Raw genomic sequence first — 17,149 nt, forward strand, 5'->3', positions numbered from 1 at the left:
TGAACGAATGGCTAAAATGAGAGTTTACGAATATGCAAAAGCCATCAATGTTTCAAGCAAGGAAATTTTGACTGCGCTGAAAAACATGGATATAGTAGTAAATAACCATATGGCAATGCTTGAAGAAAAGACCATTAAGCAGCTTGATGCGAAATTTAAAAAAGGCGGCGCCGGCGTTACATCTCAGAAGCCTGCGGAAACGAACAAAAACAAGCCGCAAGGGATTAATCAGCAGCCTGCTGGGAATCAACCAAACAAAATTCGAGACGGAAAGAAGAATGACGTGCAGAATAATCAATTTAACAAAAACAAGAAGAATAACAACAACAACAAAAACAAAAACAAACGCAATCATAACAACAAAAATCAGTATCAGCAAAAACCGCTGAAACCGAAAAAAGAGCTTCCTGAGAAAATTACGTTTTCCGGCTCTTTAACAGTCGGGGCCTTAGCCGAAGAACTTGGCAAAGAACCGTCTGAACTCATTAAAAAACTGATGCTTCTGGGTGTAATGGCTACCATTAACCAGGAGCTTGACAAAGACACAATCGAACTGATCGCATCTGAATACGGTGTGGAAACAGAAGAAGTGATTGTGCTTGAAGAAACTGAGCTTGAAAAATATGAAGAGGCTGACAAAGAAGAAGATCTTCAAATCCGTCCGCCTGTCGTGACGATCATGGGCCACGTTGACCACGGGAAAACGACCCTCCTTGACAGTATCAGAAAAACAAAGGTTGTTGAAGGTGAAGCCGGCGGAATCACCCAGCATATCGGGGCGTACCAGATCGAAGAAAACGGCAAAAAAATCACGTTCTTAGATACTCCGGGACACGCGGCGTTCACAACAATGCGTGCGCGCGGTGCGGAAGTAACTGATATTACCATTTTAGTCGTAGCGGCTGATGACGGCGTTATGCCGCAAACAGTCGAAGCCATCAACCATGCGAAAGCGGCTGAGGTTCCGATTATCGTTGCCGTGAATAAAGTGGATAAAGAAAGCGCGAACCCTGACCGTGTCATGCAGGAGCTGACTGAATACGGACTCGTTCCTGAAGCATGGGGAGGAGAAACGATTTTCGTTCCTCTGTCTGCTCTTACAGGCAAGGGAATTGACGAGCTTGTCGAAATGATTCTGCTTGTCAGTGAAGTGGAAGAGCTGAAAGCCAATCCGAACCGTCAGGCAAAAGGAACGGTTATTGAAGCTGAGCTCGATAAAGGAAGAGGATCTGTCGCAACACTTCTCGTTCAAACGGGAACATTGCATGTCGGAGATCCGATCGTTGTCGGAAATACATTCGGCCGCGTGCGGGCCATGGTCAATGATCTCGGCCGCCGCGTGAAAACAGCCGGACCGTCCACACCTGTAGAAATCACGGGCTTAAACGACGTACCGCAGGCTGGCGATCAATTCCTCGTCTTTAAAGATGAAAAAACAGCCCGTTCTGTCGGTGAAGCACGCGCTTCCAAGCAACTGGAAGAACAGCGCAGCGACAAAGCGAAGCTGAGCCTTGATGATCTGTTTGAACAAATTAAACAAGGCGATGTTAAAGACATCAATTTAATCGTAAAAGCTGACGTTCAAGGTTCAGCCGAAGCGTTAACAGCCGCTCTTCAAAAAATTGAAGTAGAAGGCGTAAAAGTGAAAATCATTCACACAGGCGTCGGTGCGATTACGGAATCAGACATCATTCTCGCATCAGCTTCAAATGCAATCGTTATCGGGTTTAATGTGCGCCCAGACGGAAATGCTAAGAGCACGGCTGAAGCTGAAAATGTAGATATCCGTCTTCACCGTATCATTTACAAAGTCATCGAAGAAATTGAAGCGGCGATGAAAGGAATGCTTGATCCTGAGTACGAAGAAAAAGTCATCGGTCAGGTTGAAGTGCGCCAAACATTCAAAGTGTCGAAAATCGGCACGATTGCCGGCGGATATGTAACAGACGGCCACATTACACGTGACAGCGGACTCCGCCTGATCCGTGACGGCGTGGTCATCTTCGAAGGGGAAGTAGACGTTCTGAAACGCTTCAAAGATGATGTGAAAGAAGTTTCACAAGGATATGAATGTGGTATAACGATTAAGAAATACAATGACATTCGCGAAGGCGACGTCCTTGAAGCGTATGTCATGCAGGAAATCGAAAGAAAGTGATCGGATTTGCGGAATGTGAATGCATCATTTATGATGCGGGATCATTAAAGGAGAAACGAGCCGTTCTGAAGCGGATTATAACGAGGGTTCAGAATAAGTTCAACGTGTCGGCCGCAGAAATCGGCTATCAGGACACTTGGCAGCGGACCAGCTTCGGAATCGCCGTCGTCTCTTCCTCTCACGTTCAGGCGGAAAAGGAGATCCAGCGCGTACTCGCGTTTATTGACTCCTTTCCCGAGATAGAACGGACGATCACTAGAACAGAGTGGTTTTAACTTAGAGGTGATTGAATTGAGTATGAGAGCAAACCGTGTCGGCGAGCAGATGAAAAAAGAGCTCGGGGATATTATCAGCCGAAAGCTGAAAGACCCGAGAATCGGATTTCTCACTGTAACAGACGTACGTGTTTCAGGTGATTTGCAAATAGCGAAGGTGTATATCTCCGTTCTCGGCGGAGAGAAAAAGAAAGAGGAGGCGCTGAAAGGGCTTGAGAAAGCGAAAGGATTTATCCGTTCCGAAATCGGCAGCCGAATCAGACTCCGCAAAACGCCTGAGCTTGAATTTGAATTTGATGAATCAATTGAGTACGGCAATCGTATTGAAACATTGATTCACGAACTGCATTCAGATAAACCGTCTGAATAACGGGAAAGAGGATGGGCGAGTGTCGTCTGTCCTCTTTTCTGCGTTTTACGGGATACAATTGATAACAAAGGAGCGAAAGACAGATGGTTAACGGAGTTCTCCTTTTACATAAACCGGTCGGCATGACTTCTCACGACTGTGTAATGAAAATAAGAAAACTGTTAAAAACAAAGAAAGTCGGGCATACGGGAACCCTTGATCCGGAAGTGTCAGGCGTACTGCCGATCTGTGTCGGACGGGCTACAAAGATCGTTGAGTACGTCACCGACAAGTCAAAAACGTACGATGCTGAGATCACTCTCGGTTTCTCCACATCGACCGAAGATCAGACTGGAGAAACGGTCAGCGTAAAGCCTGTCAGGGAGCCGCTGGAAGAAGCGGATATCAAAGCCGTTTTAGACGAATTGAAGGGACCGCAGGAGCAAGTGCCGCCGATGTATTCCGCGGTAAAGGTCAACGGGAAAAAGCTCTATGAATACGCCAGAGCGGGTATTGAAGTGGAGCGGCCGAAGCGGAATATCACGATTGAAGATATCGCGCTCACTTCCCTTGTCACTTATAACGAAGACACAGCATCATTCCGCTTTACAGTCACGTGCTCAAAAGGCACTTACGTCAGAACGTTGGCGGTGACAATCGGTGAAAAACTCGGCTATCCCGCGCATATGTCGCATCTCATCCGCACTGCTTCGGGCGATTTCAGCCTTGATGAATGTTTCACGTTTGAGGAACTTGAACAGCAGGTTTCGGACGGAACGGTTGCAGAGCATGCCGTGCCGATCGATAGAGCGCTCAATCATTTGCCGAAATGGGTCATAAGTGATACATTAGCTAAGAAAGCTGAAAACGGGTCAGTGTTTGACATCCCGGCGGAATTTTCTGCAATGACAGCTGATGCCCGTATAGCGGTCTGTACTGAAGACGGAGAATGTGTGGCCATTTATATGCCGCATCCTTCAAAAAAAGGACTGCTGAAACCGGCTAAAGTGCTCATGCAAAAAAGCGAACAATAAGAAAAAAGGTGACCGTTCTGTGAAGACGATACATATTTCTCATCCGCATCATTTACAAAAAGAAGAGCAGCCGGCGTCTGTCATGGCGCTCGGCTACTTTGACGGCGTTCATTTGGGACACCGGAAAGTAATCGGAACAGCCAGACAAATTGCCGAAGAAAAAGGCCTGTCGCTGGCCGTTATGACGTTTCATCCACACCCTTCCCATGTGTTGGGCAGGGACAAAGAGCCAAAGGATCTGATTACGCCGCTTGAAGATAAAATCAGCCAGATCGGGCGTTTAGGCGCTGATGTGCTGTATGTCGTAAAGTTTGATGAAGCGTTTGCGTCTCTGTCTCCAAAACAGTTTGCCGAGGAGTATATTTTAGGGTTGAACGCGCGGCACGCTGTGGGAGGCTTCGATTTTACGTACGGAAAATACGGAAAAGGCACGATGGAGACGCTGCCGGACGATTTAAACGGCAAGGCCGGATGCACGACTGTCGAGAAACAGACCGAGCAGGACAGAAAGATCAGCTCTACTTATATCCGGTCAGCGCTCCAGGATGGTGACGTTGAACTTGCGCACACTCTTCTCGGTCAGCCGTATTTTATCCGGGGCACTGTGATTCACGGAGACAAGAGAGGCCGCACCATCGGTTTTCCGACCGCGAATATCGGCCTGCACAACAGCTATATCGTGCCGCCGACAGGCGTGTATGCAGTGAAAGCCGAAATAAAAGGCGAGGTGTATGAAGGCGTCTGCAACATCGGCTACAAACCGACCTTTTATGAAAAGCGTCCCGATCAGCCGTCAATTGAAGTTCATTTGTTTAATTTTCAACAGGATGTATACGGAGAAGACGTTAAAATCGAGTGGTACAAACGAATCCGAAGCGAACGGAAGTTTAACGGCATCGATGAACTGACGGCTCAGATCGGGAAAGACAAACAAGAAGCGATCCGTTTTTTCAGCAAATAACGGAAAAAACATCAAAAGTACACAAATTTTATTCTAAAAGATTTGCATATGGGCGCGATTTTTAGTATCATATGTTTCGTAGTCTTAAAACCATTGCTTGGCAATCCGAAGTCACCGACGGTTGCTAGGTAACTGGGGCTAATTATGATATGGAGGTGAAACAGGATGGCAATTACTCAAGAGCGTAAAAATCAACTCATCAGCGAGTTCAAAACACACGAATCTGATACTGGTTCTCCAGAAGTTCAGATCGCTATCCTAACAGACTCAATTAACAACTTGAACGAGCATTTGCGTACTCACAAGAAAGATCACCACTCACGTCGCGGTCTTCTTAAAATGGTAGGTAAACGTCGTAATCTTCTTACGTATCTGCGTAATAAAGACGTAACTCGTTACCGTGAGTTAATTAACAAACTAGGCTTACGTCGATAATCGTAAAAAGCGGGAGGATTCCCGCTTTTTTATCGTATTAAAGCGAAAAAAATAATAATAAAAAAACAATGAAATCCTTTTACATACTACTTTGACATTGATATGTTCAATTCATTTCGTTCATAATAGGAGTAATTGATTATTTCACACATTAAGAGAGGAGCTCGTAATCGAATGGGACAAGAGAAACATGTCTTTACCATAGATTGGGCCGGCAGACAGCTTACAGTAGAAGCCGGCCAGCTTGCCAAACAGGCAAACGGCGCTGTCATGGTCCGCTACGGCGATACTGCAGTGCTCAGCACAGCAACCGCATCAAAAGAACCGAAACCGCTAGATTTTTTCCCGCTTACCGTTAACTATGAAGAAAGATTATACGCAGTAGGTAAAATTCCGGGCGGTTTTATTAAAAGAGAAGGCCGTCCAAGTGAAAAGGCCGTTTTAGCCAGCCGTCTGATCGACCGTCCGATCCGCCCGCTTTTCGCAGACGGATTCCGTAACGAAGTACAGGTCATCAGCATTGTCATGAGTGTTGATCAGGACTGCTCATCTGAAATGGCTGCAATGTTCGGTTCATCACTCGCTCTTTGCGTTTCCGATATCCCGTTTGAAGGCCCGATCGCGGGTGTGACGGTAGGCCGCATTGACGGGAAATTCGTCATCAATCCGACGGTTGACCAGCTTGAAAAAAGTGATATCAACCTCATCGTTGCAGGCACAAAAGATGCCATCAACATGGTGGAAGCCGGAGCGGATGAAGTTCCTGAAGAAATCATGCTTGAGGCGATTATGTTCGGTCACGAAGAAATTAAGCGCCTGATCGCATTCCAAGAAGAAATCGTCGCAGCAGTCGGCAAAGAGAAAACAGAGATCGAACTGTATGAAATTGACGAAGAGCTCAGCGCAAAAGTAAAAAGCCTTGCGGAGCCGGATCTTCTCAGCGCCATTCAGGTTCACGAAAAACATGCTCGCGAAGACGCGATCAATGAAGTGAAAAATGCAGTTGTCGCGAAATTCGAAGAAGAAGAGCATGATGAAGATACAATTAAAAAAGTGAAACAGACACTGTCTAAACTCGTGAAAAACGAAGTGCGCCGTTTGATCACAGAAGAAAAAGTCCGTCCGGACGGCCGCGGCGTTGATCAAATCCGCCCGCTTTCTTCAGAAGTCGGCCTTCTGCCGAGAACGCACGGATCCGGGCTGTTTACGAGAGGACAGACGCAGGCGCTCAGCGTTTGTACATTAGGCGCCCTTGGAGACGTTCAGATTCTTGACGGTTTAGGCGTGGAAGAGTCAAAACGCTTTATGCATCATTATAACTTCCCGCAGTTCAGCGTAGGGGAGACAGGCCCGATGCGCGGACCGGGACGCCGTGAGATCGGTCACGGTGCTCTTGGAGAGCGTGCGCTTGAGCCGGTCATTCCGAATGAAAAAGACTTCCCGTATACGGTCCGCCTCGTATCTGAAGTGCTTGAATCAAACGGTTCCACTTCACAGGCCAGCATCTGCGCAAGTACGCTTGCCATGATGGACGCAGGTGTTCCGATTAAAGCCCCTGTTGCAGGTATCGCGATGGGACTTGTGAAATCAGGCGAGTACTATACAGTATTGACGGATATTCAAGGGATGGAAGACGCCCTCGGTGACATGGACTTTAAAGTAGCCGGCACGGAAAAAGGCGTGACAGCGCTGCAAATGGACATTAAAATTGAAGGCCTTTCAAGAGAAATTCTTGAAGAAGCGCTTCAGCAGGCGAAAAAAGGAAGAATGGAAATCTTGGACAGCATGCTCAGCACGCTTGGTGAATCAAGAAAAGAACTTTCTCAATATGCGCCGAAAATTTTAACGATGACCATTAATCCGGATAAAATCCGTGACGTTATCGGACCGAGCGGTAAACAAATCAACAAAATCATTGAAGATACCGGTGTTAAAATTGACATTGAACAAGACGGCACCATCTTTATTTCTTCTACTGATGAAAGCAGCAACCAAAAAGCGAAAAAAATCATCGAAGATCTTGTCAGAGAAGTCGAAGTCGGCCAGCTTTACCTCGGTAAAGTGAAACGGATTGAGAAATTTGGCGCTTTCGTTGAAATCTTCAGCGGAAAAGACGGTCTCGTTCACATCTCTGAACTAGCGCTCGAACGGGTCGGCAAGGTTGAGGATGTTGTGAAAATCGGTGACGAAATCCTTGTGAAGGTAACTGAAATTGACAAACAGGGACGAGTGAATCTGTCGCGTAAAGCAGTGCTGCGCGAAGAGAAAGAAAAAGAACAGGAACAACAACAATCATAAATGAAAACCTAACAAGGAGCCTGGGAGACCCGGCTTCTTTATTTTGAGAAAGACAACAGACGGGTTCTACCTTGTCCTCCTCATACATAATGTGTGATGAGGGGGGAAGGACATGTTGAAAAAATTCGTGCCGTTTGCCGTTTTTTTATTTCTTTTTTTTGTTTCGTTTGAAATGTTAAAAAACCCGTATACAGTTGATTACATAGACGCAATGAAAAAAGACGCGGTAACTGTGTCAGCATCAAAAGATCCGCTCTATGAAGAATTACTGCAAAAAGCGTCAGAGTATGAAGTGAAGCCGCAAGACGCTCGGATTGATAAAATATGGAAGAGTATACCGGGATATAACGGTTTAAAAGTCAATGTGGAAAAATCCTATAAACAAATGAAAAAGGACGGAGAATTTCACGAAGACGACCTTGTCTATGAGCAGGTAAAGCCGAAAGTCCATCTTGATTCTCTCGCGCCCGAACCCATTTATAAAGGAAATCCCGACAAACCGATGGTCGCTTTCCTGATAAATGTCGCCTGGGGAAATGAATACGTGGAGCAAATGCTGCCTATTCTGAAGCAGCACCAGGTCAAAGCAACTTTCTTTCTTGAAGGGAAATGGCTGAAAAACAATCAGGAACTGGGGAAAAAAATAGCGGCAGACGGACATGAAATCGGAAATCATTCATACAATCACCCTGATATGAGCAAACTGACTTCAGGAAGCATTTCCGAACAGCTTGACAAAACCAATGCACAAATCAGCGAGACGCTCGGCATGAAGCCGAAATGGTTTGCGCCGCCAAGCGGCAGCTTCAGAAAAGCCGTGGTCGACCTTGCGGCGGAAAAAGGAATGGGCACCATCATGTGGACCGTTGACACCATTGACTGGCAAAAACCGTCTCCCGCTGTTTTACAAACAAGGGTCTTGAGCAAAATACATAACGGAGCCATGATTTTAATGCATCCGACTGATCCGACTGCGAAAAGCCTGGATACACTGATTGCAAAAATCAAAGAAAAAGGCTACGCGCTCGGCTCAGTGTCTGACTTAATGGATGAAAACAGGCTGATGAAGTAGCAGGCAGTTGCCTGTCTTTGAATAGGAGGAACAGACTTGATAAAACGCTATACATGCCAAAACGGTGTAAGAGTTGTGCTTGAAAATAATCCAACGGTGCGGTCTGTGGCAATCGGCGTATGGATCGGGACGGGATCACGTCATGAAACGCCGGAGACAAACGGTATTTCGCACTTTCTTGAACATATGTTTTTTAAAGGAACAAATACCAGGTCCGCACGTGAAATCGCAGAATCCTTCGATCGGATAGGCGGCCAAGTGAATGCCTTCACTTCAAAAGAATATACGTGCTATTACGCCAAAGTGCTGGATGAGCATGCAAACTACGCACTTGATGTGCTGGCTGATATGTTCTTTCATTCTGCTTTTGACGAAGATGAGCTCAAAAAAGAAAAGAACGTCGTATATGAAGAAATCAAAATGTATGAAGACGCACCGGATGACATTGTCCACGATCTGCTGAGCAAAGCGACATACGGCAATCATTCGCTCGGATACCCGATTCTCGGGACGGAGGAAACGCTTTCGTCGTTTAACGGCGATTCTCTCAGACAGCATATGGATGACTTTTACACGCCGGACCGCGTCGTCATTTCTGTCGCCGGAAATGTAACGGAACAATTCATTAAAGACGTGGAGAAATGGTTCGGTACATACGAAGCGAAGGGCAAAGCAAGCGGCATCAGCGAGCCTGAGTTTCATTATGAAAAGCTGACGAGAAAAAAAGACACCGAACAGGCGCATCTCTGTCTCGGTTTCAAAGGCCTGAAAGTCGGAGATCCGGACATTTACGATTTGATCGTCTTAAACAACGTGCTTGGCGGAAGCATGAGCAGCCGTCTTTTCCAGGATGTGCGCGAAGATAAAGGACTGGCCTATTCTGTATACAGCTATCACAGTTCCTATGAAGACAGCGGTATGCTGACGATTTACGGAGGCACCGGCGCGAATCAGCTCGGACTTCTGTCTGAAACCATTCAGGAAACGTTATCGGTTCTAAAACGTGACGGTATCACCCCGAAAGAGCTGGAAAACAGCAAAGAGCAAATGAAGGGGAGCTTAATGCTCAGCTTAGAAAGCACAAACAGCAAAATGAGCCGGAACGGGAAAAATGAACTCCTGCTCGGAAAGCATAAGACCATGGATGAAATTATCGCTGAATTAAATGCGGTCAGCCTGGAAAGCGTCAACGGCCTCAGCCGCCGCTTATTTACGGATGATTACGCACTATCGCTCATCAGCCCGACCGGCAATATACCGGCCTCGTCTTAAGCTGCAAAGCAGTCTGCCTCTGTACGGGGCAGGCATTTTTTTTTGCTCCCGGTCATATAGTACAAGGGGGTGGCTATCATGAGGCTCAGTGAACTGTCAGGTAAAGAAATTGTGGACATTAAACGGGCAGAGCGGCTCGGCGTGCTCGGCCAGACCGATTTGGAAATTAATGAACAGGACGGACAAATTACCGCGCTGTTGATACCGACGGTAAAATGGTTCGGACTGCGAAAACAAGGCCACGACATCCGCGTCCCCTGGAACCATATCCAAAAAATCGGGTCAGACATGATCATTTTAGACGTTCCGGGGGAGATCACGCCTCCCGAAGAGTAGATCTTATTCATTTTTTGCAAGCACCGGCTCATACAGCCGGTGCTTTTTTTATGAAAAAGACGCTGTACATTCACCGCCCTTTCTCTTTGCACATACGATGAAGAGGAGGATGACACTTAAAGGATCCAGTAACTGTAAAGAAGGTGAACGTTTCAGATGTTAACCGGATTAACAATTGCGATCATTGGCGGTGACGCAAGACAGCTTGAGATTATAAGAAAGCTGACAGAACAGCATGCCGATATTTATCTTGCAGGGTTTGACCAATTGGATGACGGTTTTACAGGAACCGTCAAATGCAAAATTGATGAGATTCCCTTTCAAAAAATAGACAGTATCATCCTGCCTGTATCGGCAACGACCGGAGAAGGCGTTGTTTCCACGGTTTTTTCAAATGAAGAAGTGGTATTAAAGCAGAGCTATCTTGAGCGGACACCGGAGCATTGCGTCATTTATTCAGGCATCTCCAACGCGTATCTTGAGGGGATCGCCAGCGAAGCCGGCCGTAAGCTTGTGAAATTATTTGAGCGGGACGACATCGCGATATTCAACTCGATTCCCACTGTTGAAGGAACAATCATGATGGCGATTCAGCATACGGACTATACCATTCACGGATCAAATGTCGCCGTTCTCGGCATGGGGCGCACCGGTATGACGATCGCCCGGACGTTTGCAGCGTTAGGGGCGAAAGTAAAAGTGGGCGCACGGAGTTCGGCTCATTTAGCCCGTATATCGGAAATGGGGCTTTCTCCTTTTCAACTTGAAGAGCTTACTGATCATGTAAATGATATTGATATCTGCATTAACACCGTACCGAGCTTGATTCTGAATCAAAGCGTTTTATCGCGCATGACGCCGAAGACCTTGATTTTGGATTTAGCATCCCGTCCGGGCGGAACGGATTTCAAATATGCTGAAAAACAAGGCATTAAAGCGCTGCTTGCTCCGGGTCTTCCGGGAATTGTGGCCCCGAAAACAGCCGGACAGATTATTGCGAACGTATTGAGCAAGCTTTTGGCAGACTTAAAGAAAGAGGGGAAATAACCATGTCTCTGAAAGGGAAAAGAATCGGATTCGGATTAACCGGCTCGCATTGCACATATGAGGAAGTGTTTCCGCAAATAGAGGCGCTTATCAGTCAAGGAGCTGAAGTCCGGCCGGTCGTGACATCAACCGTTCAATCGACCGATACCCGCTTTGGGGAGGGGGGAGATTGGGTCAGAAAAATTGAAGAAACAACAGGCTTTGAGGCGATTGATTCCATCGTAAAAGCGGAGCCACTCGGGCCGAAACTTCCGCTCGACTGCATGGTCATCGCCCCTTTAACCGGAAATTCAATGAGCAAACTCGCAAATGCGATGACCGACAGCCCCGTCCTTATGGCTGCGAAAGCCACGATCCGCAACGGCCGCCCGGTCGTGCTCGGAATTTCGACAAATGACGGACTTGGTTTAAACGGAACGAATTTAATGAGGCTGATGTCCGCAAAAAACATATATTTCATCCCGTTCGGACAGGATGACCACGTGAAAAAACCGACATCGCTCGTCGCCAGAATGGATCTCCTTCCGATTACGGTAGAAAAAGCTCTTTTGCACCAGCAGGTTCAGCCGGTGCTCGTACACCATCATGAATAAAAAATCATGATGACAGAAAATCATTCCGGAATAAAAAAATTCGGTCAATCCGTGACTATTCTATGGTAAAATAAAACGTAAAATGCAAAGTCAATTCAACAAATGATGCTTAATTGGCGGAAGGAGTTTTACAGATGGGAAGAGGATTACACGTAGCAGTTGTCGGAGCGACGGGAGCCGTAGGACAGCAAATGCTGAAAACACTGGAAGACAGAAACTTTGAAATCGAAACACTCACACTACTATCCTCAAAGCGTTCTGCTGGTACGAAAGTAACGTTTAAAGGCGAAGAATATACAGTGCAGGAAGCTGTTCCTGAAAGCTTCGAAGGCGTTCATATCGCGTTATTCAGCGCCGGCGGAAGCGTATCACAAAGCTTGGCGCCTGAGGCTGTAAAACGGGGAGCCATCGTGATTGACAATACGAGCGCATTCCGTATGGACGAAAATACACCGCTCGTGGTGCCTGAGGTGAACGAAGGTGATCTGCACAAACATAACGGCATTATCGCCAACCCTAACTGTTCAACGATTCAGATGGTGGCTGCGCTTGAACCGATCCGCAAAGCGTACGGTTTGAAAAAAGTCATTGTATCTACTTACCAAGCTGTGTCCGGAGCCGGCAATGAAGCGGCGAAAGAATTGTACAGCCAGACAAAGGCGATTTTAAACAATGAACCCGCAGAACCGTCCATTATGCCGGTTAAAGGCGACAAAAAGCATTATCAAATCGCATTTAACGCCATTCCGCAAATTGATAAATTCCAAGACAACGGCTATACGTTTGAGGAAATGAAAATGATTAATGAAACGAAAAAAATCATGCATATGCCGAAGCTGGAAGTGGCTGCGACATGTGTAAGACTGCCGATTGAAACAGGGCATTCAGAATCTGTTTACATTGAGCTTGACCGTGATGACGCAACCGTTGAAGATATTAAACAGCTTTTAAAAGAAGCTCCGGGTGTTACGCTTCAGGATGATCCGGCGGAGCAGCTTTACCCGATGCCTGCTGATTGCGTCGGCAAACGCGATGTATTTGTAGGAAGAATTCGGAAAGATTTGGACAGAGCAAACGGTTTTCATTTGTGGGTTGTTTCTGATAACCTGTTAAAAGGCGCCGCTTGGAACTCAGTTCAAATCGCGGAAAGCCTGCAAAAACTGAACCTCGTATAAAACAAACGTATTTTCTATAGGCGAACAGAAGAGAGTAAGGCTCTGCCTGCTCTCTTCTGTTACGTCAGACTAATTTGGAGTGAAAATAGTGAAGATCATTGTTCAAAAATTCGGCGGAACATCCGTAAAAGATGACAAAGGCCGCAAGCTTGCGCTAGCACACATAAAAGATGCCATAAGTGAAGGTTATAAGGTTGTCGTTGTCGTATCGGCGATGGGAAGAAAAGGAGACCCGTACGCGACAGATTCTTTAATCGGGCTCCTTTACGGCAGCCAGTCCGACATTTCTCCGAGAGAGCAGGATATGCTTCTGTCTTGCGGAGAAACGATTTCGTCCGTTGTTTTTTCCAGCATGCTGAAGGAAAACGGCATAAAAGCCGCAGCTTTAACAGGAGCTCAGGCCGGCTTTTTAACCAATGCCCAGCATACTGACGCCAAAATTATAGAAATGAAAACAGAGCGGCTTTTCGCTGCACTCGCCAGCCATGATGCCGTCGTTGTCGCAGGCTTTCAGGGAGCGACTGAAAAAGGCGACACGACGACGATCGGCAGAGGTGGAAGCGATACATCAGCGGCGGCGCTCGGCGCGGCGGTTGATGCTGAGTTTATCGACATTTTTACGGACGTGGAAGGTGTTATGACAGCCGATCCGAGAATCGTGGAAAATGCTAAGCCGCTTCCGAATGTCACATATACGGAAATCTGCAACCTTGCTTATCAAGGCGCGAAAGTCATTCATCCGCGCGCGGTGGAAATCGCCATGCAGGCAAAGGTGCCGATCCGCGTGCGCTCCACTTATTCAAAAGACAAAGGCACTTTGGTGACGTCCCATCATTCGTCTAACATCGGCAGCGATGTATTCGAACGGCTGATTACGGGGATCGCCCATGTGAAAGACGTGACGCAATTTAAGGTTCCCGCCAAAATGGGGCAATACAACGTTCAGACTGAAGTCTTTAAAGCAATGGCAAATGCCGGAATCAGTGTAGATTTCTTTAACATTACGCCGAGTGAAATCGTATATACCGTAGCCGGCAGTAAAACGGAAGCCGCGCGCAGCATTTTGGCTGAATTAGGATATGAGCCGACAGTGACGGAAAGCTGTGCGAAAGTGTCAGCGGTCGGCGCCGGAATAATGGGTGTTCCGGGTGTCACGTCAAAAATCGTCTCCGCACTTTCTGATAAAGGCATTCCGATTCTGCAATCTGCCGACAGCCATACGACGATCTGGGTGCTCGTTCATGAAAAAGATATGGTAACGGCCGTAAATGCGCTGCATGAAGTGTTTGAACTTTCAAAGTAAATGTGATTGAATCATGATGAGGTGAAAAAAATGAATGTCGGAAATATATCTACAGCGATGATTACCCCCTTTGACAGTAAAGGGAATGTAGACTTTCAAAAACTGTCTACATTAATCGACTATTTGTTGAAAAACGGCACGGATTCTTTAGTCGTCGCAGGCACGACCGGCGAATCCCCGACACTTTCAACGGAAGAAAAAATTGCACTCTTTGAATTTACAGTCAAAGAAGTGAACGGACGCGTGCCTGTTATTGCGGGTACGGGAAGCAACAATACGAAAGACTCCATTAAACTGACAAAAAAAGCTGAAGAAGCCGGCGTCGATTGCGTTATGCTTGTCACGCCGTATTATAATAAGCCTTCCCAAGAGGGGATGTACCGTCATTTTAAAGCCATAGCTGAAGAAACGTCTCTTCCTGTGATGCTTTACAACGTGCCGGGCAGAACGGTCGCTTCGCTTGCGCCGGAAACGGCCATCAGACTTGCGGAGATTCCGAATATCTCTGCGATTAAAGAAGCGAGCGGCGATCTTGATGCCATTACGAAAATCATTGCCGAAACACCGGAAGATTTTTACGTCTATTCAGGTGATGACGGGTTAACGCTTCCTATTCTTGCAGTCGGCGGAAGAGGAGTCGTGTCAGTGGCCAGCCATATTGTGGGTTCTGACATGCAGCAGATGATTAAAAACTATACGAACGGGCAGACGGCAACCGCGGCACTGATTCATCAGAAGCTTCTGCCGATCATGAAGGAGCTCTTTAAAGCGCCTAATCCGGCTCCGGTCAAAACGGCGCTGCAGCTGAAAGGCCTTGATGTCGGATCTGTGCGTCTTCCTCTTATCCCGCTGAATGAAGATGAACGTCTGAGCCTGAGCAGCGTCATCAGCGAACTGTAAGAAAAAATTTATACAGTTGAAATACGCGGTCATTCTCATTTTTATCGTGAGTTTGACCGTTTTGTATACATATTGGTTTTCCCTAAACCTTCCGCTTCTTCTTGTTTTCTAAAATTGATATCAGTTATAATAGGAACAAGTGATGATGGACGGGTATGAGACTAGGAGGATACAGATTTTGAAAAAGAAAAATACAGAAAACGTCAGAATTATCGCCCTTGGCGGCGTCGGAGAAATTGGGAAGAACCTATATGTCATTGAAATTGACTCAGACATATTTGTAGTGGATGCGGGGCTGATGCACCCTGAAAATGAAATGCTCGGTATTGATGTCGTCATTCCGGATATTTCCTACTTAGTAGAACGGGCTGACCGCGTGAAGGCCATCTTTCTGACACACGGGCACGATGAAAACATCGGGGGCGTCTTTTATTTATTGAACAAGCTGTCGGTGCCGGTATACGGAACGAAGCTTACGCTTGCATTACTGAGAGAAAAACTCAAGCAGTACGGGCATAATCGAAAAGCTGATTTACGTGAAGTTCACTCTAAATCAGTCATTACATTTGAATCAACGAAAGTATCGTTCTTTAAAACGATTCACAGTATTCCGGATTCAGTGGGAGTCAGCTTCAAAACATCACTTGGCTCTATTGTATGCACGGGAGACTTCAAATTTGACCAGACGCCTGCTTATCATCAATCATGTGATATTGGCGAAATTGCCAAAATCGGAAACAGCGGCGTGCTCGCCCTGCTTTCTGACAGCGCCAATGCGGAGCGCCCGGGGTATACTCCGTCAGAAGCATATGTAAGCGGTGAAATTTCCGATGCGATGAACAATTCAGAAAACCGTGTCATCATTGCTGTATTCGCGTCTAATATCAACCGGATTCAGCAAGTGATACAGGCTGCCGTCCAGAACGGCCGCAAACTTGCAATCGCCGGAAAAAATCTGCAAAACGTGCTTCAGCTTGGACGCAAGCTCGGCTATATTGAAGCCGAAGATGAAATGTTTATTCCTGTGCAGGATGTGAAAAAATATCCGAAGCGGGACGTGGCAATTGTTACAGCCGGAAGCCATGGTGAGCCGCTGGCCGCTCTTACGCGAATGGCCAAGCAGGCGCACAAGCAGCTTAACATTGAAGAAGGAGACACCGTTGTCATTGCATCAACACCGATTCCGGGGCATGAATTGATATATTCCAAAACCGTCAACCTGCTTGCCCGCGCCGGCGCTCAAGTCATTTTCGCCCAAAAACGAGTGCATGTGTCCGGTCACGGTTCGCAGGAAGAATTGAAACTCATGCTTAATTTGCTGAAACCGAAATATTTAATTCCGGTTAACGGTGAATTCAGAATGCAAAAAGCGCATTCCAAAATCGCAGAAGAGATCGGCATGAAACGCAGCGACATTTTCTTGATTGAAAAAGGTGATGTCGTTGAATTCCGCGGCCAGAATGTGAAAATCGGGGATAAAGTCACATACGGAAACGTTCTGATTGACGGCCTCGGAGTCGGCGACATCGGCAACATCGTGCTGAGAGACCGCCGCTTATTGTCACAAGACGGCATTCTCATCGTCGTGATTTCACTCGATAAGCAGAAGAAGAACCTTGTTTCAGGCCCTGAGATCATTACGCGCGGTTTCGTGTATGTCAGAGAATCAGAGGGGTTAATTGTACAAGCTACTGAGCTCGTCCGCTCTATCGTGACTGAAGCGACGGAAACATCTGCCGTAGAATGGTCCACGCTGAAACAAGCAATGCGTGATGCGCTGAATCAATTCCTTTATGAAAAAACAAAACGCAAGCCGATGATCATTCCGATCATTATGGAAGTATAATGTTACAAAGCCGGAGCGCATGATGCTCCGGCTTTGTTTTTGTTCATGTCCCGGATGGAAATCATCATCTTTGTTCATAATACAAAGAGACATTC

At 46.6% G+C, this 17,149-nt stretch carries 16 protein-coding genes; all 16 read left to right on the plus strand.

From position 1 onward, the window contains the following. Window positions 1-7 precede the first annotated feature (7 nt). The 16 genes from infB (at window position 8) to rnjB (ending at window position 17,054) form a co-directional block, all read left to right on the plus strand. Window positions 8-2,158 carry a translation initiation factor IF-2 gene (gene infB / locus HAP68_RS08065; RefSeq protein ID WP_003154190.1) on the plus strand — a complete coding sequence of 717 codons (2,151 nt, stop codon included), beginning with the start codon at window positions 8-10 and terminating at the stop codon, window positions 2,156-2,158. Then, complete coding sequence (locus HAP68_RS08070) at window positions 2,155-2,433, plus strand: DUF503 domain-containing protein (protein ID WP_003154188.1); 279 nt, start codon at window positions 2,155-2,157, stop codon at window positions 2,431-2,433. The genes infB and HAP68_RS08070 overlap by 4 nt, the downstream gene beginning before the upstream one ends. Before the next feature lie 16 nt (window positions 2,434-2,449). Then, entirely contained in the window at window positions 2,450-2,803 is a 354-nt protein-coding gene (gene rbfA / locus HAP68_RS08075; protein ID WP_003154185.1) for a 30S ribosome-binding factor RbfA, read from the plus strand. 83 nt (window positions 2,804-2,886) lie between these two features. Beyond that, the gene (gene truB / locus HAP68_RS08080; protein WP_024085303.1) at window positions 2,887-3,816 is read left to right on the plus strand and encodes a tRNA pseudouridine(55) synthase TruB; all 930 of its coding nucleotides are present in this window, start codon (window positions 2,887-2,889) and stop codon (window positions 3,814-3,816) included. Between the two features lie 19 nt (window positions 3,817-3,835). Next, complete coding sequence (ribF, locus tag HAP68_RS08085; RefSeq protein ID WP_003154183.1) at window positions 3,836-4,777, plus strand: bifunctional riboflavin kinase/FAD synthetase; 942 nt, start codon at window positions 3,836-3,838, stop codon at window positions 4,775-4,777. A gap of 165 nt (window positions 4,778-4,942) precedes the next feature. Continuing rightward, window positions 4,943-5,212, plus strand: coding sequence for a 30S ribosomal protein S15 (rpsO, locus tag HAP68_RS08090; protein ID WP_003154182.1), 270 nt, complete (start codon window positions 4,943-4,945; stop codon window positions 5,210-5,212). A 174-nt stretch (window positions 5,213-5,386) separates the two neighbouring features. Further along, window positions 5,387-7,510: a polyribonucleotide nucleotidyltransferase gene (gene pnp / locus HAP68_RS08095; protein ID WP_003154181.1), complete on the plus strand. Its 2,124-nt coding sequence runs from the start codon at window positions 5,387-5,389 to the stop codon at window positions 7,508-7,510. 112 nt (window positions 7,511-7,622) lie between these two features. Next, the gene (locus HAP68_RS08100) at window positions 7,623-8,582 is read left to right on the plus strand and encodes a polysaccharide deacetylase family protein (RefSeq protein WP_003154180.1); all 960 of its coding nucleotides are present in this window, start codon (window positions 7,623-7,625) and stop codon (window positions 8,580-8,582) included. 36 nt (window positions 8,583-8,618) lie between these two features. After that, complete coding sequence (locus tag HAP68_RS08105) at window positions 8,619-9,854, plus strand: M16 family metallopeptidase (RefSeq protein ID WP_003154178.1); 1,236 nt, start codon at window positions 8,619-8,621, stop codon at window positions 9,852-9,854. 78 nt (window positions 9,855-9,932) lie between these two features. Then, window positions 9,933-10,190, plus strand: a complete 258-nt coding sequence (locus HAP68_RS08110; protein ID WP_003154176.1) for a YlmC/YmxH family sporulation protein — start codon at window positions 9,933-9,935, stop codon at window positions 10,188-10,190. A 156-nt stretch (window positions 10,191-10,346) separates the two neighbouring features. Continuing rightward, window positions 10,347-11,237 (plus strand): dipicolinic acid synthetase subunit A, encoded by an 891-nt coding sequence (gene dpaA / locus HAP68_RS08115; RefSeq protein ID WP_003154173.1) that lies wholly within the window; start codon window positions 10,347-10,349, stop codon window positions 11,235-11,237. Between the two features lie 2 nt (window positions 11,238-11,239). Continuing rightward, window positions 11,240-11,830, plus strand: a complete 591-nt coding sequence (gene dpaB / locus HAP68_RS08120; protein WP_003154171.1) for a dipicolinate synthase subunit B — start codon at window positions 11,240-11,242, stop codon at window positions 11,828-11,830. Between the two features lie 134 nt (window positions 11,831-11,964). Further along, on the plus strand, window positions 11,965-13,005 hold the full coding sequence (gene asd, locus HAP68_RS08125) for an aspartate-semialdehyde dehydrogenase (protein ID WP_003154169.1): 1,041 nt from the start codon (window positions 11,965-11,967) through the stop codon (window positions 13,003-13,005). Window positions 13,006-13,093: 88 nt separating this feature from the next. Then, window positions 13,094-14,308 (plus strand): aspartate kinase, encoded by a 1,215-nt coding sequence (dapG, locus tag HAP68_RS08130; protein WP_003154168.1) that lies wholly within the window; start codon window positions 13,094-13,096, stop codon window positions 14,306-14,308. 30 nt (window positions 14,309-14,338) lie between these two features. Further along, window positions 14,339-15,208, plus strand: a complete 870-nt coding sequence (gene dapA / locus HAP68_RS08135) for a 4-hydroxy-tetrahydrodipicolinate synthase (RefSeq protein WP_003154166.1) — start codon at window positions 14,339-14,341, stop codon at window positions 15,206-15,208. Window positions 15,209-15,386: 178 nt separating this feature from the next. Beyond that, window positions 15,387-17,054 (plus strand): ribonuclease J2, encoded by a 1,668-nt coding sequence (gene rnjB, locus HAP68_RS08140; protein ID WP_003154163.1) that lies wholly within the window; start codon window positions 15,387-15,389, stop codon window positions 17,052-17,054. The last annotated feature ends 95 nt before the right edge of the window (window positions 17,055-17,149 follow it).

The organism is Bacillus sp. Bvel1 (assembly GCF_014872755.1).
GTDB lineage: Bacteria > Bacillota > Bacilli > Bacillales > Bacillaceae > Bacillus > Bacillus velezensis.